The organism is Dermatophilaceae bacterium Soc4.6 (genome assembly GCA_039889245.1).
GTDB lineage: Bacteria > Actinomycetota > Actinomycetes > Actinomycetales > Dermatophilaceae > Lapillicoccus.
Map to the genome: position 1 here is coordinate 507,702 of JAZGVH010000002.1, position 19,260 is coordinate 526,961.

20 protein-coding genes are annotated in these 19,260 nt (G+C 72.4%); 7 read left to right on the top strand and 13 right to left on the bottom strand.

The window, feature by feature from the left end:
- Nucleotides 1-6: 6 nt before the first annotated feature.
- From truB to V3N99_02460, 6 genes are all read right to left on the bottom strand, one after another.
- Nucleotides 7-936, bottom strand: coding sequence for a tRNA pseudouridine(55) synthase TruB (gene truB, locus V3N99_02435; GenBank protein ID MEO3935594.1), 930 nt, complete (start codon nt 934-936; stop codon nt 7-9).
- Nucleotides 926-1,414 carry a 30S ribosome-binding factor RbfA gene (gene rbfA, locus V3N99_02440; protein MEO3935595.1) on the bottom strand — a complete coding sequence of 163 codons (489 nt, stop codon included), beginning with the start codon at nt 1,412-1,414 and terminating at the stop codon, nt 926-928. Before rbfA ends, truB begins: the two co-directional genes overlap by 11 nt.
- Nucleotides 1,415-1,554: 140 nt before the next feature.
- Entirely contained in the window at nt 1,555-4,515 is a 2,961-nt protein-coding gene (infB, locus tag V3N99_02445) for a translation initiation factor IF-2 (GenBank protein ID MEO3935596.1), read from the bottom strand.
- Between the two features lie 80 nt (nt 4,516-4,595).
- Complete coding sequence (locus V3N99_02450) at nt 4,596-4,913, bottom strand: YlxR family protein (protein MEO3935597.1); 318 nt, start codon at nt 4,911-4,913, stop codon at nt 4,596-4,598.
- A 59-nt stretch (nt 4,914-4,972) separates the two neighbouring features.
- Nucleotides 4,973-6,010, bottom strand: coding sequence for a transcription termination factor NusA (gene nusA, locus V3N99_02455; protein ID MEO3935598.1), 1,038 nt, complete (start codon nt 6,008-6,010; stop codon nt 4,973-4,975).
- Entirely contained in the window at nt 6,000-6,683 is a 684-nt protein-coding gene (locus V3N99_02460) for a ribosome maturation factor RimP (protein ID MEO3935599.1), read from the bottom strand. The genes nusA and V3N99_02460 overlap by 11 nt, the downstream gene beginning before the upstream one ends.
- A gap of 170 nt (nt 6,684-6,853) precedes the next feature.
- Here V3N99_02460 and V3N99_02465 point away from each other — a divergent pair, with 170 nt between their 5' ends.
- From V3N99_02465 to V3N99_02495, 7 genes are all read left to right on the top strand, one after another.
- Nucleotides 6,854-7,834 (top strand): hypothetical protein, encoded by a 981-nt coding sequence (locus tag V3N99_02465; GenBank protein MEO3935600.1) that lies wholly within the window; start codon nt 6,854-6,856, stop codon nt 7,832-7,834.
- Nucleotides 7,831-8,736 (top strand): aminoglycoside phosphotransferase family protein, encoded by a 906-nt coding sequence (locus tag V3N99_02470; GenBank protein ID MEO3935601.1) that lies wholly within the window; start codon nt 7,831-7,833, stop codon nt 8,734-8,736. Before V3N99_02465 ends, V3N99_02470 begins: the two co-directional genes overlap by 4 nt.
- A 14-nt stretch (nt 8,737-8,750) precedes the next feature.
- The gene (locus V3N99_02475) at nt 8,751-9,437 is read left to right on the top strand and encodes a hypothetical protein (protein MEO3935602.1); all 687 of its coding nucleotides are present in this window, start codon (nt 8,751-8,753) and stop codon (nt 9,435-9,437) included.
- An 81-nt stretch (nt 9,438-9,518) separates the two neighbouring features.
- The gene (locus V3N99_02480; GenBank protein MEO3935603.1) at nt 9,519-10,523 is read left to right on the top strand and encodes a toxic anion resistance protein; all 1,005 of its coding nucleotides are present in this window, start codon (nt 9,519-9,521) and stop codon (nt 10,521-10,523) included.
- Nucleotides 10,520-11,014, top strand: coding sequence for a hypothetical protein (locus V3N99_02485; GenBank protein ID MEO3935604.1), 495 nt, complete (start codon nt 10,520-10,522; stop codon nt 11,012-11,014). The genes V3N99_02480 and V3N99_02485 overlap by 4 nt, the downstream gene beginning before the upstream one ends.
- Nucleotides 11,014-11,577: a TerD family protein gene (locus tag V3N99_02490; GenBank protein ID MEO3935605.1), complete on the top strand. Its 564-nt coding sequence runs from the start codon at nt 11,014-11,016 to the stop codon at nt 11,575-11,577. The genes V3N99_02485 and V3N99_02490 overlap by 1 nt, the downstream gene beginning before the upstream one ends.
- Complete coding sequence (locus V3N99_02495; protein ID MEO3935606.1) at nt 11,574-12,473, top strand: hypothetical protein; 900 nt, start codon at nt 11,574-11,576, stop codon at nt 12,471-12,473. Before V3N99_02490 ends, V3N99_02495 begins: the two co-directional genes overlap by 4 nt.
- A 49-nt stretch (nt 12,474-12,522) precedes the next feature.
- On the opposite strand, the gene V3N99_02500 is transcribed toward V3N99_02495, so the two are convergent.
- The 7 genes from V3N99_02500 to V3N99_02530 form a co-directional block, all read right to left on the bottom strand.
- Nucleotides 12,523-13,257 (bottom strand): hypothetical protein, encoded by a 735-nt coding sequence (locus tag V3N99_02500; protein ID MEO3935607.1) that lies wholly within the window; start codon nt 13,255-13,257, stop codon nt 12,523-12,525.
- Nucleotides 13,258-13,395: 138 nt separating this feature from the next.
- Nucleotides 13,396-14,466, bottom strand: a complete 1,071-nt coding sequence (locus V3N99_02505; GenBank protein ID MEO3935608.1) for a DUF475 domain-containing protein — start codon at nt 14,464-14,466, stop codon at nt 13,396-13,398.
- A 46-nt stretch (nt 14,467-14,512) separates the two neighbouring features.
- Nucleotides 14,513-15,088, bottom strand: coding sequence for a TerD family protein (locus V3N99_02510; protein ID MEO3935609.1), 576 nt, complete (start codon nt 15,086-15,088; stop codon nt 14,513-14,515).
- Between the two features lie 130 nt (nt 15,089-15,218).
- Entirely contained in the window at nt 15,219-16,061 is an 843-nt protein-coding gene (locus V3N99_02515) for an HAD family hydrolase (protein ID MEO3935610.1), read from the bottom strand.
- Nucleotides 16,058-17,188: a cysteine protease StiP family protein gene (locus V3N99_02520; GenBank protein ID MEO3935611.1), complete on the bottom strand. Its 1,131-nt coding sequence runs from the start codon at nt 17,186-17,188 to the stop codon at nt 16,058-16,060. Before V3N99_02520 ends, V3N99_02515 begins: the two co-directional genes overlap by 4 nt.
- Complete coding sequence (locus V3N99_02525; GenBank protein MEO3935612.1) at nt 17,185-18,564, bottom strand: phosphoribosyltransferase domain-containing protein; 1,380 nt, start codon at nt 18,562-18,564, stop codon at nt 17,185-17,187. The genes V3N99_02520 and V3N99_02525 overlap by 4 nt, the downstream gene beginning before the upstream one ends.
- Nucleotides 18,565-18,571: 7 nt before the next feature.
- Entirely contained in the window at nt 18,572-19,150 is a 579-nt protein-coding gene (locus V3N99_02530; protein MEO3935613.1) for a TerD family protein, read from the bottom strand.
- Between the last annotated feature and the right edge of the window lie 110 nt (nt 19,151-19,260).

Sequence of the window (19,260 nt, forward strand, 5' to 3'; positions counted from 1 at the left end):
CCACGGTCACGCGGTCGCGACCGGGAAGACCACCAACGACCGCGCCTGCGCCCGCGTCTCGTCCAGCATCGCCACGAGGTCACCGTCCGGGCCGATCGCCGCGACGACCGGCTCACCCACGAGCGCCGACGTGATCCGCTGCCCGTAGCCGATGGTCCGCGCCTCGTCGGCACTCACCGCGTGCACGACGAACTGCGCCCGCGCAGCCACACCCATCGGCACCACCGGGAGGCCACCGCCGCGCGGCTCCCCCACCGCCACGGCCTGCTCGGCCAAGGCGACGAGCCGGTCGAGCGGCTGCGCGACGTCGAGACCGAAGCGCCCGACGCGCGTGCGGCGCAGGGCGGTCAGGTGCCCACCCACCCCGAGCGCAGCACCGAGGTCGCGGGCCAGCGCCCGGACGTACGTGCCCGACGACACCTCCACGTCGACGTCGACGTCCAGCACGTCGAGCGCGTCGTCGGCGCGCAGGGCCAGCACCCCGAAGCGCGACACCCTGACCGGCCGCGACGCGAGGGCGACCGCCTCGCCACCGCGCACCCGAGCATACGAGCGCTTGCCGTCGACCTTGATCGCACTGACCGACGAGGGCACCTGCTGGATCGCCCCGGTGAGGGCGGCGATCCCGGCCCGCACCGAGGCCTCGGTCACGCCCGCAGCCGACGCGGTCGCGGTGACCTCGCCCTCGGCGTCATCGGTCACTGTCGCCTGCCCGAGCCGGATGGTCGCGGTGTAGGCCTTGTCGCAGCCGACCAGATAGGTCAGCAGCTTGGTGGCGCGGCCGATGCCGAGCACGAGCACCCCGGTCGCCAAGGGATCGAGCGTGCCGGCGTGTCCGACCTTGCGGGTGCCGCAGACCCAGCGGGCCTTGGCCACGACGTCGTGGCTGGTCCAGCCCGCCGGCTTGTCGACGACGAGCAGTCCGTCAGCGACCATCGTCCCCGGCGGGCTCGCCGCCGCTCACGGCCTCGGTCTCGGCCTCGTCGTCACCGTCGACCACCGGCTTCTTGTACGGGTCGGCCTCCCCCGCGTGCACCTTGCCCTCGCGGGCCTTGGCCAGCTCGAGGTCGGCCGCGATGGTGGCCGCGAGCACGTCCTCGAGGTGCGCCGCACCCTCGGGCAGCGCGTCCTGCATGAAGGCCAGGGTCGGCGTCAGCCGGATGCCGAGCTGCTGCCCGACCGCCGAGCGGATCCGCCCACGGGCGGTCTCGAGGGCCCGCGCGGTGTCCTGCTGCTCGAGGGCGGTGCCGAAGGCGGTGTAGAAGACGGTGGCGTTCTGCAGGTCACCGGTGACCCGGACGTCGGTGATCGTGATGAACCCGAGCCGCTCGTCCTTGATGCGGTATTCGAGGTACTCCGCGACGACGACCTTGATGCGGTCGGCGACCTTGCGGGCGCGTGCCGGGTCGGCCATGGCGTGCTCCTGCCTGGGTGGGTCGTGCTGGCTACTGCCCGGCCCGTATGGAGAGCCGGGGGATGTCAGGACACGCGGGGTCACCGCGCACGGGTGCGGGCGGGGGCGAAGGCCCCCGCCCGCACGCCGGGTGGAACGGGTCAGGCGCGCGGCTTCTCGCGCATCTCGTACGTCTGGATGACGTCCTCGAGCTGCAGGTCGTTGAACGACCCGAGGTTGATACCGCACTCGAAGCCCTCACGGACCTCCGTGACGTCGTCCTTGAAGCGCCGCAGACCCGTGATCTCGACGCTCTCGCCGATGACCGTGCCGTTGCGGAGGATGCGCGCCTTGGCGCCACGCTTCATCTCGCCCGAGCGGACGATCGAGCCCGCGACGTTGCCGAACTTGCTCGACCGGAAGATCTCGCGGATCTCGGCCTCGCCGAGCGAGACCTCCTCGTACTCCGGCTTGAGCATGCCCTTCAGCGCCTGCTCGATCTCGTCGATCGCCTGGTAGATCACCGAGTAGTAGCGCACCTCGACACCCTCACGCTCGGCGTAGACCGCGTTCTGGCCCTCCGCCTTCACGTTGAAGCCGATGATGATCGCGTCGGACGCCACCGCGAGGTTGATGTTGTTCATCGTGATGGCACCGACACCGCGGTCGATGATCCGCAGGTCGACCTCGTTGCCGACGTCGATCTGGAGGAGCGCATCCTCCAGGGCCTCGACGGCACCGCTCGCGTCACCCTTGAGGATGAGGTTGAGCGTGTCGACCTTGCCAGCAGCGAGCGCCTCGTTGAGGTCCTCGAGGCTGATCCGCTTGCGGGCCTTGGCCAGCGACGCGGCCCGCGTGGCGGCCTCGCGACGCTCGGCGATCTGGCGGGCCGTGCGGTCGTCGGGAGCCACGAGGAACGTGTCACCCGCGCCGGGCACCGAGGTCAGACCGAGCACCAGCACCGGACGGGCCGGGCCGGCCGAGTCGACGCTGTTGCCGTCCTCGTCGAGCATGGCGCGCACGCGGCCGAAGCCGGCACCCGCCACGATCGAGTCACCGACGTGGAGCGTGCCCGACTGCACGAGCACCGTCGCGACGGGGCCGCGGCCCTTGTCGAGGTGGGTCTCGATTGCGACACCGCGAGCGTCCTTGTCGGGGTTGGCCCGCAGGTCGAGCGATGCGTCGGCGGTCAGCAGGACAGCCTCGAGCAGGCTGTCGATGTTGAGCCCGCTCTTGGCCGAGACGTCGACAAACATCGTGTCGCCGCCGTACTCCTCGGCCACCAGGTTGTATTCGGTGAGCTGCTGCCGGATCTTCTCCGGGTTGGCGCCCTCCTTGTCGATCTTGTTGACCGCCACCACGATCGGCACGTTGGCCGCCTGCATGTGGTTGAGAGCCTCGACCGTCTGCGGCATGACGCCGTCGTCGGCCGCGATCACGAGGATCGCGATGTCGGTCACCTTCGCACCGCGAGCACGCATGGCGGTGAACGCCTCGTGACCCGGGGTGTCGATGAAGGTGATCGGGCGCTCAACGCCCTCGAGCTCGGTGACGACCTGGTAGGCACCGATGTGCTGGGTGATGCCACCGGCCTCGCCCTCGGCGACCTTCGACGAGCGGATCGCGTCGAGGAGCTTGGTCTTTCCGTGGTCGACGTGGCCGACGACGGTGACGACAGGCGGACGGGCGAAGAGCTCGTCGTCGTCCTCTGCCTCGAGCTCGGCCTCCAGGTCGATGTTGAACTGGCCGAGCAGCTCGCGCTCCTCGTCCTCGGGCGAGACGACCTGGATGTCGAAGCCCAGCTCGGCGCCGAGGAGACGGAACGTGTCCTCGTCCAGCGACTGGGTCGCCGTGGCCATCTCACCGAGGTGGAAGAGCACAGTGACCAGCGAGGCCGGGCTGGCGTTGATCTTGTCGGCGAAGTCGGTCAGCGACGCACCGCGCCGGAGACGGACCAGCGTCTTGCCGTCGCCGTGGGGCACCGACACGCCACCGATCGTCGGGGCCTGCATCTGCTCGAACTCCTGGCGCTTCGCGCGCTTGGACTTGCGCCCACGCACGGGACGACCGCCACCGCGACCGAACGCACCTGCCGTCGCGCCACGACCCGCGCCGCCACCACGACCGGCGAAGCCGGGTCGGGCGCCGCCGCCAGCGAAGCCGCCGCCGGCGCCACCGGGGCGACCGGGACCGCCGGCGCCACCGGGCCGACCGGGACCGCCCGCGGGGCGGGCGCCGGGACGGGCGACAGCCGAGCGGTCGGGCATCATGCCCGGGCTCGGACGCGGTCCACCCGGACGAGGTCCGGCCGGACCACCCGGGCCACCGGGACGCGGGCCACCGGGGCCTGCGCCCGGAGCGCCCGGAGCACCCTGACCGGGGCCACCGGGCCGCGACTGCGGGCGGGGCATGCCCTGGCTGGGGGCGAAGGGGTTGTTACCGGGACGCGCCGACTCGCGGGCCGCGGGCTGACGCCCCATTCCCTGGCTGGGCGCGAAGGGGTTGTTGCCCGGGCGCGGCGCGCCGGGGCGGGGCGCCGGACGCGGACCCGGGGTGGCAGCGCCACCCTCTCGAGGGGCCCGAGCCGCAGCAGGCGCCGCGGCCGGAGCAGGCGCTGAGGCCGGAGCAGGCGCTGCGGCCGGAGCCGACGCCGCGGCCGGTGCGGGAGCCGACGGTGCCGGGTCGGCGGGAGCCGGGCGGCTCGAGGCCGGCGCGGCAGCGGCCGGGCGGGCCGGAGCAGCCGGGCCCGGACGCGAGTCGGTAGCCGGGCGCGACGGGCCGGGAGCCGGAGCGGACGTCTGCGTCGGAACGGGGGCGGCCGCGGCAGCAGGGCTGGCCGGTGCCGGGGCGGCAGCAGCGGGAGCGGACGGAGCCGCCGGACCGGGCACGGGGCCCGGACGGGTCGACGACGGCACGGCCGTCGGCGCCGCGGCGTCGACGGGCGCGTCTCCACCCGAGCGCAGCTCGGTGGGGAACTTGTCCTTCGTCCGACGGACGACGGGGGCCTCGATGGTGGACGAGGCAGAGCGCACGAACTCGCCCTCCTCCTTCAGCCACGCGAGGAGGGTCTTGCTTTCTGCGCCGAGCTCTTTGGCGAGCTCGTAGACACGGACCTTGGCCACGTTTCTCCTTCTCTGGGTGGTCTGACCCCAGAGAAGTCTCTGCAGGCAGACCGGATTAAAGCTTGTTCATCGCTGAGTACTCATCGGGTGCTCATCAGCGTCTGACCCGCTTTCGGTTGGTCTTGTCGTTCCGGGGGTGTTCGTCGTGCGGCGACCTCGTCGAGGTGCTCCTTCACGGGTCCGACGTCGGGCCCGTGGGCCAGGCGCAGAGCCCGCGTGAACGCCCTGCGGCGCACAGCCTGCTCGAAGCAGTCCGTACTCGGGTGCAACCACGCACCTCGACCGGGCCGAGAACGGACCGGATCAGGTGTGAGGACGACGTCTCCGCCGTCGACGACAGTGGCAACCACCCGCAGGAGAACCGATCGGCTATCCCTGCCGCGACATCCCAGGCACATCCGCTGGGGTGTGAGGGGCTGCCGGGCACGGAGTCCAGTCCGATCGGTCACGGCCAACTCTACTCCTCCTTGGCCCCGGCCTCGTCAAGGACGGGCGGCGGCGCCGTGTCGGAGCGGATGTCGATGCGCCAGCCGGTGAGCTTGTTGGCAAGACGGGCGTTCTGTCCCTCTTTGCCGATCGCCAGCGACAGCTGGTAGTCGGGCACGGTCACCCGGGCCGCCCGGAGGACGGCGTCCACGATCTCGACCGACTGCACCCGCGCCGGTGACAGCGCGGCGGCGACGAAGGCCCGCGGGTCGACCTCGTAGTCGACGATGTCGATCTTCTCGCCCTGCAGCTCGGTCATGACCGCGCGCACCCGCGCCCCCATCGGCCCGATGCAGGCTCCCTTGGCGTTGACCCCGGCGATCTTGGCGTGCACGGCGATCTTGGTCCGGTGACCCGCCTCACGGGCGAGGGCCGCGATCTCGACCGTGCCGTCGGCGATCTCGGGCACCTCGAGCTTGAAGAGGGCACGCACGAGGTTGGGGTGCGAGCGCGAGAGGCCGATCTGGGGACCACGCGGCCCTCGCTTGACGCTCACGACGAAGCACCGCAGCCGGTCCCCGTGGCGGTAGCTCTCACCCGGCACCTGCTCGGCGAGCGGCAGGATGCCCTCGACGGTGCCGAAGTCGACGAGCACGTGCCCGGGGTTGCTGCTCTGCTGGATGACGCCTGAGACGATGTCGCCCTCGCGCCCGCGGAAGTCTCCGAGGATGGCCTCCTCCTCGAGGTCGCGCAGTCGCTGGACGATCACCTGGCGCGCCGTCGAGGCCGCCACCCGCCCGAACCCGTGCGGGGTGTCGTCGAACTCCGGGCCCGGCTCCGCACGCACCGGCCGCTCGCCCTCGTCGGCGGGCAGCAGGTCGCCCTCCTCGCGGGCGAGCACGACCACGTGGCCGGTCTTGCGGTCGAGCTCGACCCGGGCCAGACGTTGCGACCCGTCGGTGCGGTGGTAGGCCACGAGCAGGGCCTGCTCGATGGCCGGGATGAGGATGTCGAGACTGATCTCCCGCTCACGCTCCAGCGCCCTCAGGGCAGCGAGGTCAATGTCCATCGTCGGTCTCCTCGTCGGTCATGTCGTCGAACGCGTCAGTCACGTCTGTGTCGTCTGTGTCGTCAGCCTCGTTAGCCTCGTCGGCGTCGTGGGTCTCGTCGGGCTCGCTCGACCCTCCGGGCCGGTTGAACTCGACCTGCACCCGGGCCGAGGTCACCTCGTCGAGGCGCACCTCGCGTCGGCTCGCGGGCTGCTTCCTGGCCGCCGGCACCTCGAGGCTCGCCACCGCCCCGTCGGGGCCGTCGGTCACCGACACGAGCCGGGCAGTCACCACGTCTCCCGACTCGAGCACGAAGGCGACGAGCCGCCCGACGTTGCGGCGGAACGAGCGGAACCCGCGCAGCGGTCGGTCGATCCCGGGTGAGCTCACCTCCAGCGTGTAGCCGGCGCTGCCCATCAGGTCGGCAGACCCGTCGGGCTCCTGCCCCTGCGGGATGCCGTGGGTGCCGTCGAGCACGTCACTCACCAGCCGGGTCGCCTCGGCCACCTCGTCGAGGGACAGCGGAGGCACCGTGCTCGTGCCGTCGTGGCCAGCCAGGTCGCGCAGGTCGCGGTCGACGGCGACCCGCACCACCCGTCGTCGTCCGGTCGGCACGATGCTGAGGTCGTCGAGCACCAGCCCCAGCTCTGAGAGGGGGCCGACGAGCGCCGACCTCACCTGGTCGTCCACCATGTCAGCCTCCTGTTCTCGAATGTCGCCACGCACCGCGAGCAGCCCGAGAGGACCAGCCCGACCAGGGTGCGCGACGTGTGCAGTCTACCGAGCGACAGGAGGGGGCACGTACGCGACGGAACTGCGCCCAGGATGCCCACATCGGGTCTCAGACCTGACAGCATGACCCCATGGCACCGGCAGTACCGCCCACACCGGGCCGGCCCTCGCGCCGGGTGCTGCTGCACACCCTGGGCGGCGGCGGGTCCCTGCTCGCCCTCGTGGCCCTGTCCGGCTGTGGGCTGCGTCTCGAGCACACCACGCCTCCCCCTGCCGCCGCCCGCGTCCCGGTGCCCGACGAGGCCGCGCTGCTGCGGGTGCTCACGGCCACGGCGTTCCTCGCGCCGCTGGCGGCGCGGGTGCGCCCGGTGTCGCCGGCCTCCGCCCGTATCGCCGTCCTGCACCGACAGCACCTGGGCGTCGTGCGTGACCGGCTGCGCACGGCCGGCGTGCCCGACCGCATCCTGGGTGCGGCGGCACCCCCGGCCACACCGGCCCCCTCGGACGCCTCCACGACGTCACCGCCAGCCACCGCTGCGGTGCTCGCACGGGCCCAGGCCACCGCCCTCGCGTCCGACCTGCTCGTGGTGCTGCCCCGGCTGGGCGCAGCCAACCGGCCTCTCGTGGCCTCCATCGCCGCGTGCACGGCGGCCAGCACGGCCGAGCTCGGTGCGACCGTCACCTGGCCGGTCGGCGACGCCCTCCCGGGTGTCGCCGCCGCTGCGCTGCTCGACACGTCCCGTGCGGTGGCCTACGGGCTGGAGGTGGCAGCCGCCCGGGTGGCCGGCGACGAGCGAGCCGCCCTCCTCGCGGCCCTGACGACCGTGCGACGGAGGGTCTCCTCCCTGCTGGATGCCGCCGGTGGGTCGGCCCGGCCGCAGCCCCTGGGCTACCCGCTGCCGTTCGCGGTCACCAGCGCCGCCACGGTGCGCCGCCTCGTCGAGCACCTCCTGACCGGTCTCGTGTCCCGCGGGCTCGACCCCCTCACCACGGGCGCGGTCGCGCCGGGGTCCACCGCGGTGACCACGGTCGTGCGGCTGCAGGCCGATGCCGTCGGCCTCGCCCGTGCCTGGGGCGTCACCCCCACGGCCTTTCCGGGGATGGCGGCATGAACGTCGACATCCCCGCCCGCTTCGCGCGGTCCGTCGAGGCCCGGCCCGCCGACGCGCTCTCGCCGGCCGGGACGCCCTCCGGCTCCGACTGGATAGCGGCGCTCCCGCGGCTGGTCGGCTCGGTCCTCGACGACTGGCAGCTGGCGCCCGACGGCCACTCCCGCACAGGTCGGTGCGCCCTCGTCGTGCCGGTGCGGACCGCCGACGACCGGCCCGCGATGCTCAAGCTGACCTGGCCTCACCTCGAGGCCCGTGGTGAGCACATCGCCCTGCGTCACTGGGACGGACGGGGCGCCGTGCAGCTCCTGCGGGCCGACCCGCACCGCCTGGCGCTGCTGCTCGAGCGGCTCGACCCCTCGGACCTCACCGGCGTGTGGGTCGACGAGGCCTGCGAGGTGATCGGGGGGCTGCTCGCCGAGCTCGTGGCGCCGGCGATCGCCCGCATCCCGACCCTCAGCGCGTATGCCGCCCGCCAGGCGGCCGCACCGGCCCCGGCTGCCCTGCCGCCGCGCTTCGCCGACCAGGCCCGGCACCTGGCCGCCGACCTGGCGACCGACCCGGGGGTGGATGCGCAGCTGCTCCATACGGACCTGCACTTCGCCAACGTGCTCGCCGGCGGCCGGGTGCCCTGGTTGGCCATCGACCCCAAGCCGATGGCCGGCGACCGGGCCTTCGAGGTGGCCCCGGTGCTGTGGAACCGCGCCGACGAGCTCGGCTCCGGATCGGCCGTCCGGTGGAGCCTGCGCCGACGGGTCGAGGTCGTGTGCGACGCAGCCGGGATCGACGAGGCGAAGGCCCGCGCGTGGGCCGTCGTGCGGGTCGTCGACTGGGCGCGGGACCTCGCGCCCGGGTGCGACGACGCCGGTCTGGCCGTGTCGATCCTCAAGGCCGTGAACGACTGATGGCGCTGCGACTGGTGCCTGACCGCCCCCTCGACGACTGGGACCGGCTGCTGCACGCGGTGCCGCAGATGGGCTACGTCTACGGCGTCTCCCGCACGCAGGTCACCCGTGCGTGGGACCGAGAGGTGCCGTCGTGGGCCAGCGGGATGGGTCGGCTGCTCACCGCGGCGCAGGTCACCCCCGTGACGATCGAGGGGGTCGACTACGAGATCCTCGGCTGGGAGCGCCGCGGTGGCGGTCGCACCGGATGGCTCTGCCCGCCACCGACGAACGCGGCGCTGCCGTCCTCGGCCCATCCGCACCACGCCGAGCTGCTGGGCGCGCTGGGGGGCATCTTCGAGCGCTGGCAGGAGCCCACGACGTGGTTGAGCGGCAGCACCGAGAGCCTGCTGCGGCCCCAGCTGCGCCACTCCGCCGACTTCCTGCACGACCACACCTGGCGCTGGGAGGAGGACGGCCTCGAGCTGCCGATCGACCCGGCGCAGTGGTATTCCGTCAGCGACGACGCCAACGGCAACGCCACGCTGTGCCACCGGGTCGACGGCGACGTGCTGCGCTGGGCCCCCCACGACGACTTCTACACCAAGCGCCAGCTCGAGGACTGCCCCGAGGGCACGCTCTACCGCATCGACGGCACCCCCGACTTCCGGCTGTGGGTCGAGCAGCTCGCCCTGCAGTGGCTCACGGTCGTCTGGGCGTGATCGCGGGCGCCCCGGTACTGTCGGCTCGAGGCACATCGCGACGCACCGGCACCACCACCGCACCCACGAGGGGGACGCTGCATGACTGAGCAGGGCGGTCAGGCCGAGCCGGCGGCCGACCTGCGGGGGGCGGGGCTGCCGTCGCAGGCGCTGCGGCAGCGCGCGGGTGCCTTCGCCACCGAGCTGCTCGAGCTGCCGCCCCGCTCCCCCGGGTTCGCGGTCAAGGTGGCCTCCATCAGCTCGATGGGTGAGCCCGACGTGCGAGCGGCTGCGGCGCTGAGCGACCGCTTCCTGAGCCGCGACGTCGGGTCGGCACCGGGGCGACCCGACGCCCAGGGGCTGGTGGCGGACGCCCTGTCGCGTCTGCGGGGGGTGGTGTCACGGCTCGCACCGGCAGGCACCGCAGGAGGTGGCCTGCGTCGACTGCTGCGCCGACTGCCAGGAGACGACTCCCTCGCCGACTACTTCGCCGGGTTCGACTCCGCACAGGACGAGCTCGACGTCATCCTCGTCGACCTCGTGGGCGGTCAGGACGGCCTGCGTCGCGACAACGCGGTCATCGAGGCCGAGCGCGCCTCGGCCCTCGCCCTGCTGGCCCGTCTCGAGCAGTACGAGGACCTCTGCGCCCAGCTCGACGCGGTGCTGGTGAGCGAGGCCGACGCGTTGACGGCCGCTGGCCGCGGCGACGCAGCCGACGTCGTGCGCGCCGAGGCCCTCACGGCCGTGCGCCGACGGCGGGTCGACCTGGCGACCTCGCACGCGGTCACCTTGCAGGGCCAGCTCGTCCTCGACGTCGTGCGCGACACCAACCTCGAGCTGATCCGCGGCGTCGACCGGGCCCAGCGCACGACCCTCGTGGCGCTGCGCACCGCCGTCGCCGTCGCTGAGGCGAGGCAGCACCAGACGCTGGTGCTCGGTCGCATCGCCGGCCTCGGGGCCGTGGTCGAGCGGGCGCTCGAGCCGGGGGCGTCGCCCGACGACCTCGGGCGCCTCACCACCGCCTTCAACGAGGTCGTCGCGAGCATCGACGCGATCGACGACCTGCGGTCCCGGTCCCGGGCTGCCATCGAGGCGGGGCGGCGGTGAGGCGCTGGCTCAGGCGCGTCGCCGGCGACGAGGCGGTCGACCCGGCCGTGGCACCGACGGCGCGACGCGACGATCCCGCGGCGTTGCGTGACGCGCTCGACGCCCTCGTCTCGCTGATCAACGCCAACGCCGGGCAGATGCCGACGCGGGCGCTCGTCGACGCCCGCCGGCTCACCGACACCCTGGCCGAGATCGTCGACACGACCTCCACCCGTCCGCTCGACACGTATGCCGTCATCTCCCTGCGCAGCACCATGGACGACTACCTGCCGACCACCCTGCGGCGCTACCTCGCCCTGGACCACACCCAGCGAATCGACACGTCGGCGACCGACCAGAGTGCGAACGACGCACTGCTGCAACAGATCGAGGTCCTGCAGCAGTCGGTGACGGCGAGCCTGCTCGCCGTTCGGCAGCAGGACGCACAAGCCCTCATGATCCAAGGTAGCTTCTTGGAAACCCGCTTCTCAGGATCGGATCTCGACATCTGATGGCTGCTCCGATGGTCCGCGGCGCCAACGTCGCCCTCACCCGTGAGATCCCCTCGCTGCGATCGGTCGTGCTCGGCATCTCACTGGCCCCCGCCGACTCGGTGCTGGCCGACAACCTCGTGGTCGCCACCATCCTGTGCGACGCCGGGGGGCGGGCGCTGTCGCACGAGCACTTCGTGTTCTTCAACCAGCTGAGCTCACCCGACCGGTCGGTCACCCAGCTCGCCGCGTCGGCGGGTCGCGACACCGAGCAGATCGAGGTCGACCTGCGTGACGTGCCCGCCGACATCGAGCGCATCGTCGTCGTCACCTACATCAACGAGGGCATCGCCGCCAACCGCTCGCTCGGTCAGCTGCGCTCGGCCACGATCCGGGTGCTCGACCTGGCCGGCGACGTCGAGCTGGTCCGCTCCGAGGACCTCGCTCCGGGCCTGAGCACCGAGACCGGGCTGGTGCTGGGCGAGCTCTACCGCCACGACAACGGGTGGAAGTTCAAGGTCGTCGGGCAGGGCTACACCTCCGGGCTGGTGTCGATGGCGGCCGACTTCGGGCTGGAGCTGTGACCCGTCTCGACCCCGCTACGGCCAACCCACGCACCGACCTCCCATGGCTGCGACACCGGCGCAGCGCCGAGCCGCCTCCTCCCGTCACCGCTCCCCCGCGCACGAGCCCGCTCGACCTCTCCACCGCGCCAGCGACCCCAGCAGCGCCAGCCGCCCCAGCCGCCAGCAGCCTCGACCTCACGCTCCCGCCCCCCGCGGGGTCGAACGCCCTCGACCTCGGTCCACCACCGCCCCTGCCCTCACCCGAGGGCCGTGCAGACCGTGCCCGTGGTGGCCCCGCCGACCTCGCCCCGGGTCCAGGGTCCATCGCCCGGTACGAGCCGCGTCGGGTGCGAGCCGGCGACGACGTGCTCCTCGCCGGGTCGTCGCCCACGGTGACTCTCACCCGGCTGCAGTCGGGCACCGGCGCGGTCCGGGTGCGACTGGTGGCCTCGGGCGCCACGTCGGACCTCCGCCTCGGGTGCGCCTACCAGCTGGTCGACGGCACCGGGCTCGTCCGACGGGACCCCGGCCCCCAGACCGCCCCCGCAGACGGTCGACGACCCGTGATCAGGGCGTCGTACGACGCAGGTGAGGTGCTCACCGTCGACCTCGTGCAGGTGCGACGGCTCAGCCGGATGGTGGTCTTCCTCTCGTCCGCCACCGGCCAACCCGTCCAGGCCAGCGGCACTCTCGTCGTCGAGATGCTCGCCGGCACGAGGGTGCGGATCCCCCTCGACCGGTCTAGGAGGGCCGCTGGCCCGGGGGTGCTCGTCCCGCTGTCGATCTACGACGTCGACGGTGAGATCGTCCTGCGCAACGAGGGCATCGTGGTCGACGGTCCTGTGCGCGCGGCAGCCCTCGCTTTCGGCTTCGACCGCATCACCTGGGTCGACGACCACACCCCGCTGGTCTGACCCGACACGTGCCGCCCGGCGACCGCGGCCGGTCGGCGACGAGCGGAGGCTACTTGCGCCCGGCCTTCCATTTCATGCCCCAGCCGTAGGCCTCGTCGAGGGCTGACTGGCCGGTGTAGAACTGCACCTCACGGTTGACCACGAGCTCGCCACCACGGTTCTCCAGGAGCGCGATCGCGCACATGCTCGCGCCCTCGCGCGACTCGTCGAGCCGCACCTCGATCGGGGCACCCTGCGCGGGCATCAGCGTGACCACACCGTCGGCCGCCGCCCAGTTGGGGACCCCCTCGTAGATGAAGGCGAAGACGAGGATGCGCTTGATCCTGGCGAGCTGCCCGAGGTCGACGTAGAGGTTCTCGCCACCGCTGTTGGTGCCCGAGCGGTCGTCGCCGTCGAGCCAGACCACGGGCGGCCCGTCCTCGCGGTTGCGGAAGAGCCCCCCGAGCGCCTGCACGACGCTCTTCGACCCGTCGGTCAGCTCGTAGAGGCAGCCCAGGTCGAGGTCGATCGCCGGGCTCGACGCGGCCATCGCCCGCTTGAGGAAGTTGCCACCGCTCGGGGCCGCGGGGCGGGCGTTCCAGTTGAGGTTGACCCGCAGCTGCCCGGTCGACTGACCCCGCTTGGTCAGCGAGACCGTGGGCGCCGCCTTGGTCAGGCTGACGGCTCCCTGGGGGGCGGCCGGAGAAGGTGGGGCAGCCGGGGTCGCCGGGCTTGCCGAGGGTGCCGGGGCAGCCGGGTTCGTTGCCGCCGGCGGGGTGGGGCGCTTGGTGTAGTCGATGGCCATGGGTTCTCCAGTCGTGGACGGCCACGGCGTGCACGGACGCGTCGGCCGGTCGGGGTCAGCGGGTGGGTGGTGCGGGGGCCGGGTCCACGCGCCACTGACAGCAGCGCGTGGACCCGCACTCAGCGGGATCAGCCGGGATCAGCCGGCCATCGCGGGTTGTCGGCGGTTGCGCACCAGCGACGAGACGAAGGCGGCGGCGATGAAGCCGACGCCGATCAGACCGGTGACGATCTCGGGAACCTCCGTCTTGATGCTGACGAAGAGGATCACCGCGAGCGCCCCGATCGCCCAGTGCGCCCCGTGCTCGAGGTAGACGTAGTCGTTGAGCGTGCCCTTACGGATGAGGAACACCGTCAGCGACCGGATGTACATCGCACCGACGCCGAGGCCCGTGGCGATGATGAAGATGTCCTGCGTGATGGCGAAGGCGCCGATGACCCCGTCGAAGGAGAACGACGCGTCGAGCACCTCGAGGTAGAGGAACAGGAAAAACGCCGCCCGCCCGGCAGCCTTGGCCACACCGGTCGGGCCCGTCGAGGCCGCGGTGTCGGGACCGTCCTCAGCCTCGTCACCAGCCCCCTCGAAGAGCGCCCCCAACCCGTTGACCAACAGGTAGGTCACGACACCGAGGGCCCCGGCCACCATCACCGTCGAGGGCGTCTGAGCCAGCAGCTCGGCGGTGAGGACGAGCACGACGAGACCGACCACGACCGAGACCTGGTCGAGCTTGCCGATCCGGGCCAGCGGCCGCTCGAGCCAGGTCAGCCACCGGATCTCGCGGTCCTCGAAGATGTAGTCCAGGAACAGCATGAAGAGGAACATCCCACCGAAGGCGGCGATCGACGGGTGGGCCTGCTTGAGCAGGTAGGCGTAGGTGCCGGGCTCGTCGGCCAGCCCGCCCTTGATCGCGAGCTGCACCGCCTCGACCGGGTTGAGGCCGGCCGTGACCGCGACGATGAGCAGCGGGAACAGCAGCCGCATCCCGAAGACGGCGATGACGATGCCCACGGTGAGGAACATCTTCTGCCAGAAGGCGTTCAGCTTCTCGAGGATGGTCGCGTTGACCACGGCGTTGTCGAAGCTGAGCGAGATCTCGAGCACGATGAGGATGGCCACGAGGGTCAGCGCCTTCACCCCGCCGATGGCCAGGGCGCCCACGAGGGCCACGACGGTGATCCCGAAGGACCACCCGAAGATGCGCAGGATCACCGGGTGCTCCCGGTGGTCGGCGGTGCGAGGGGAGTGCTGTCCGCCATCAGACGTTGACGCCGAAGTCGCGGGCGATGCCCGCGAGCCCCTCGGCGTAGCCCTGGCCCACGGCGCGGAACTTCCACTCCGTCGCGTTGCGGTAGAGCTCGCCGAAGACCATGGCCGTCTCGGTGGAGGCGTCCTCGCTGAGGTCGTAGCGGGCGAGCTCGGCGCCGTTGCTCTGGTCGACGACGCGGATGAAGGCGTTTTGCACCTGCCCGAAGGACTGGCTGCGGGTGGCGGCGTCGTAGATCGACACCGGGAAGACGATCTTCTCCACGGCGGAGGAGACCCCGCTGAGGTTGACCTTGATGGCCTCGTCGTCGCCCTCGCCGGCTCCGGTCAGGTTGTCGCCGGTGTGCTCGACCGACCCGTCGGGTGAGGTGAGGTTGTTGAAGAAGACGAAGTGCTGGTCGTCGACGGCCTTGCCCGCGGTGTTGAGCAGGATCGCGCTGGCGTCGAGGTCGAAGTCGGTGCCGGTCGTGGTGCGCACGTCCCACCCGAGACCGACGGTGACCGCGGTCAGGCCGGGAGCGAGCTTGGTGAGGCTGACGTTTCCGCCCTTGGTCAGGCTGACTGACATGAGTGCTTCCTCCAGAGATGGTGCGTCCGGGGTTGGCACCCCGGGCGGCGATCGGTTCCCCCACATGGGAGGAGTGGCAATACTGTCTGTACGAAGCCTGTCAACGCACGACCGTCCGTCGACGTGCCCGTCATGACACTCTGCCACGCAACCAGACCGCGATCTCCTCACCGGCCCGCACGCCGACCGACGAGGTCACCTCGACGTGCGGGCGGATCCACCCCGCGTCGGCCAGCTCGCCGTGCCGGGGCCGGATCGCCGCCGACGCCCACTCGAGCAGGTCGGCGTCGAGCAGGGAGTCACCGGCGGCGACGGCACGCCCGGCCCCCGTCCGCTGCATCACCTCGTCGGCTGCGGACGACTTCGTGAGCGGGGTGGGCACGACGTAGAGCTTGCGGCCCTGCAGGGAGACCCCCCACCCGTGCCGCGCGGCCTCCCCCTCGAGCTGCTCGAGCCACGCCGCGGGCAACCGGTCCCGGTCGACGACGAGGTAGCAGAACAGGTCGTCGGCGACCCGCACCCGCTCGACGAACGCTGGCTCGGCTGTTGCCTGGGCGACGAGCCGGGTGACCTCGCCCAGCACTTCGGGCAGCGGCGCGCTGCCCGAGCCGAGTCGTCGTACGACGTCCTGGTGGTGGTCGTCGTCGACCACGCCGTCGACGAGCAGGTGACCGCCGTTGGCGCAGATCGCGTAGCGCGGTGCGGGTCCGGGCAGCCGCACCCGGAGGAACTGCTCGACCGTGCGGGTCGTCGTGGGCACGAGCCGGCCCGTGGCGGCCAGGTCGACGAGGATGGGGACGGCGCGGTCGGTGACGAACGACTGCGGGGTACCGTCGTAGACCTCGACGCAGGTCGTCGTCGACGTCGGCGGGTCAGCGAGCGCGCCGAGGGCGTCGACCGCCGACCGGGAGTAGATGAGGGTGCGGTCGAGGTCGCTGAAGGCGACCGTCCCCGCGCTGGCCGGGGTGGTCACGCCGTCGGGGCCGTGCGGGGCCGGATGAGACCGACGCAGGTGAAGGGCAGGCCGGGCACCGGCACGATCTCCACGCCGCGCTGCCGGGCCAGCAGCAGCACGTGCGCCAGCTCGCCGTCCTCGGCCAAGGCGTCCGGGCGCACGAGCACCTTCCACGGCACCCGTCGCAGCAGCACCCGGGTCGTCTCACCGACACCCGGCTTGACGAGGTTGACGTCGTCGATGCCGTAGCGAGCGCTGATCTGCTCGACGCTGGCCCACCCGGTCCACCTCGGCGCCTCCACCGGCAGCGGCTGGGCCGCGGCGGCAGCCACCGCCGCGGCCACCCCGGCGAACTCGGCGGTGACCGCGTCGAGGAAGGTCGCCGACACGTCGGCGGGCGCCAGCTCGGCGTAGAACTTCGCCCCGTGGAAGTCGTCCGGCCCGATGAGGTCGGCGTTGAGCACGGTGCGCGAGACGAGACCGGAGACCGTGGAGTTGAGGCACGCCGACGGGATGAGGTAGTCCTCGCGGGTGCCGTGCAGCCGCACGCACTCCCCCGGGTCGGCGAGCACGGCCAGGTCGGGTGAGAAGCGTGTGCCGAGAACGGTGTTGACCGCCCGCACCGACGCAGCGAGCTCGCGGGTGATCGCACCCTTGCCGGTCCAGCCGTCGACGAAGGCGATGTCGGCCGGGTCGTGGTGCTCGCGCAGGTGGCGCAGCGCCACCTCGTCGATGCCGCGGCCCCGCACGATCGACAGGGTGTAGTGGGCCGGGTCGAGGCCGTGCGACGCCTGCGCCCACCGGCGCATCAGCACGCCGACGGGCGTGCCCGCCCGGGCCAGGGACGCGAGCACGACCCGGTCGCCGCGCTCCTGCAGCACGCGCTCGGTCACGAGGCCCACGGCATACGCGACCTTGGCGGCGGAGCGGCTGAGGGCCTGCGTGAAGAGCTGCTGGTAGTCCTCGCTGGGCTGGTACTCGATCGGCAGCGACTCGGCGTAGTGCGCCTGGCCGCGCTGGATGGCCTCCTCGCGCTCGTGCGTGGGGGCCTCGAGCGGCACGTGCGACAGGTCCGTCAGGAGCCACGCGACCTCGTCGGCGCGGTAGGAGCCGAAGGCCGGGCCGGTCAGGGGCGCCGGGGTCACGCGGGGACCCCCACGGGGTCGTGTTGCGGCAGGACGACGAGCACGACGCGGTCGGCCGCCCGGGCCAGCTGGGGCACGAGCCCGCCGGGAGCGGTCAGCTCGGGCCGGTCGCCCCGGGCGTCGACCACGAGCACCACGACGTCGAAGCGGTCAGCGGGGTCCGAGGCGGGCGCCGAGATGTTGTAGGCGTAGCGGGTGGCCGGGCCACCGGCGGGGTCGTCGTGGGCCGGGAAGGTCAGGGCGGAGCGCACGGGGTAGCCGGGGTCGTCGACGACGAGGATCGGTGAGCTCGTGGTCGTCGACGAGGTGACGACCGCCCCGTCGGGCCCCGCGAGCTCGAGCGCGAGGGCCTGTGCGAGGCGCAGCGGCGCATACATCAGCTCTTCGAAGCCGAGCACGTGGACCCGGCGGCCCGGGCCGCACGCCGTCGCGACCTCTCCGGCGAGCGCCGTGACGGCCGCCTCGAGGGCGGCGCGGTCGCCCGGGAGGAAGCCGTGACGCCCACCCTCCTTCACGTCGGGTCCCCAGGCCGCGGCCCGCGGGACCACGCGCACGACGTCGCCCGTCAGGCCGCCGCGGGGAGGCGGGCTCGCGCAGATCGACTCCTGCGCCGTGACCACCCGCTCCCCCCGGGCCAGCACGTCGGGCGGCAGGTCGATCGAGCCGGTCGCGAGCGCCACCACGTCGACCGCGGCGCCGAGGCTGGCCGTCTCGGCGGTCATGCGCTCACGGTCGGCCAGCGAGCGCAGGTCGACCAGACTGGCCAGCACGTAGTGAGCCCGCGGGTGGGTCTGCTGGAGCGCGGCGATCGTCTGCAGCGCCGTCGAGCCGGTGGAGATCTCGTCGTCGACGAGCACGAGGGGGCCGTCGCCCTCGAGGGCCGACAGCAGCTGGGGGTCGACCGGCAGGAGCAGGTGGTCGGCCGCGTGGCTGTGCGACTCCTCGAAGCCACCGAGGGGCACCACCTGCTCCACCCGGCGGCGCGTCGAGTGCAGGTACGGCGCGTCGAGCACGTCGGCGACGATGTGGCCCAGGGCGGTGGCGGTCTCGGCGTAGCCGAGGACCACGAACCGGCCCCGGTCGGGCCGGCCCTCCAGCCGCGTCAGCCTGTGTGCCTCGAGCGCCTGCGCCACCAGCGCGCCGAGGCGGCGACCGCCGTCGTGCACGACGTCGGGGTCGGTGGGCACGTGCTTGCCGAGCACTCGTGAGACGAGCAGGTGGGCCCGACGGGGGTTGCGTCGCACGGCCAGCCCGACGAGCGAGGTGAGCGGCGCGCCGTCCGCGCTCGACCCGCTGTGCAGGTGCACGTCGAGGACACGCTCGACCCATTCACCGGGCCACACCTGCGTACTGGCGGGGGAGTCGGTCAGGGGCACGAGGCCGTCAGAGGTGCGCGGCGATGGCCGGCAACAGGTCCTTGAAGGTGCGACCCGTGGCCGGGGCACCGATCGCGGTCATGGCCCAGCCGCCGCCCTCACGGGTCAGCTTGGCCATGATCTGCGCGTTGTGGGTGCCCGAGCCGGTGAGCTCGTACCGCGCGGTCTCGGTGTCGGTGCTCTCGTCGACCACCCGACAGAACGCGTTCTCGATCTGCGAGAAGTCCTGTCCGGTAAAGGAGTTGACGGTGAAGACAAGCGTCTGCACCGTCGTCGGCACCCGGGTGAGGTCGACCTTGACCGACTCGTCGTCGCCGTCGCCGTCACCGGTGAGGTTGTCACCGGTGTGCTGGATCGACCCGTCCTTGCTCGTCAGCTGGCCGAACCACACCTGGTCGACGAGACCACCATTGCCGTCGAAGAGCAGGCACGAGGCATCGAGGTCGATGGTCTGCGACTTGCGGCCCCCGAAGAGGCCCCTCTTCTTGACGGCGTCCCAGCCCAGGCCCATCTTCACCCGGGTCAGCGACTCGCCCTGGCCCTTGGTCAACGAGACGCGCTGTCCCTTGCTCAGGTTCACGGTCATGGTGCTCTCCTCGTGGAGTCGGTGTGGTGCGGCGTATCAGTCGGTTCACTCGACCCTATGCTGCGGGGCAACGAGAGGAGGGAACACGGCCCATCCCCCGCCCGTTGGCG

Bases quoted from the DNA above. Each gene is read 5' to 3' on its own strand.
- V3N99_02510 (MEO3935609.1), bottom strand. From the start codon at position 15,088: ATGTCAGTCAGCCTGACCAAGGGCGGAAACGTCAGCCTCACCAAGCTC.
- nusA (MEO3935598.1), bottom strand. From the start codon at position 6,010: ATGGACATTGACCTCGCTGCCCTGAGGGCGCTGGAGCGTGAGCGGGAG.
- truB (MEO3935594.1), bottom strand. From the start codon at position 936: ATGGTCGCTGACGGACTGCTCGTCGTCGACAAGCCGGCGGGCTGGACC.
- V3N99_02530 (MEO3935613.1), bottom strand. From the start codon at position 19,150: ATGACCGTGAACCTGAGCAAGGGACAGCGCGTCTCGTTGACCAAGGGC.
- V3N99_02465 (MEO3935600.1), top strand. From the start codon at position 6,854: ATGGCACCGGCAGTACCGCCCACACCGGGCCGGCCCTCGCGCCGGGTG.
- V3N99_02460 (MEO3935599.1), bottom strand. From the start codon at position 6,683: ATGGTGGACGACCAGGTGAGGTCGGCGCTCGTCGGCCCCCTCTCAGAG.
- V3N99_02490 (MEO3935605.1), top strand. From the start codon at position 11,014: ATGGCTGCTCCGATGGTCCGCGGCGCCAACGTCGCCCTCACCCGTGAG.
- V3N99_02450 (MEO3935597.1), bottom strand. From the start codon at position 4,913: ATGTGCCTGGGATGTCGCGGCAGGGATAGCCGATCGGTTCTCCTGCGG.
- V3N99_02480 (MEO3935603.1), top strand. From the start codon at position 9,519: ATGACTGAGCAGGGCGGTCAGGCCGAGCCGGCGGCCGACCTGCGGGGG.
- rbfA (MEO3935595.1), bottom strand. From the start codon at position 1,414: ATGGCCGACCCGGCACGCGCCCGCAAGGTCGCCGACCGCATCAAGGTC.
- V3N99_02470 (MEO3935601.1), top strand. From the start codon at position 7,831: ATGAACGTCGACATCCCCGCCCGCTTCGCGCGGTCCGTCGAGGCCCGG.
- V3N99_02500 (MEO3935607.1), bottom strand. From the start codon at position 13,257: ATGGCCATCGACTACACCAAGCGCCCCACCCCGCCGGCGGCAACGAAC.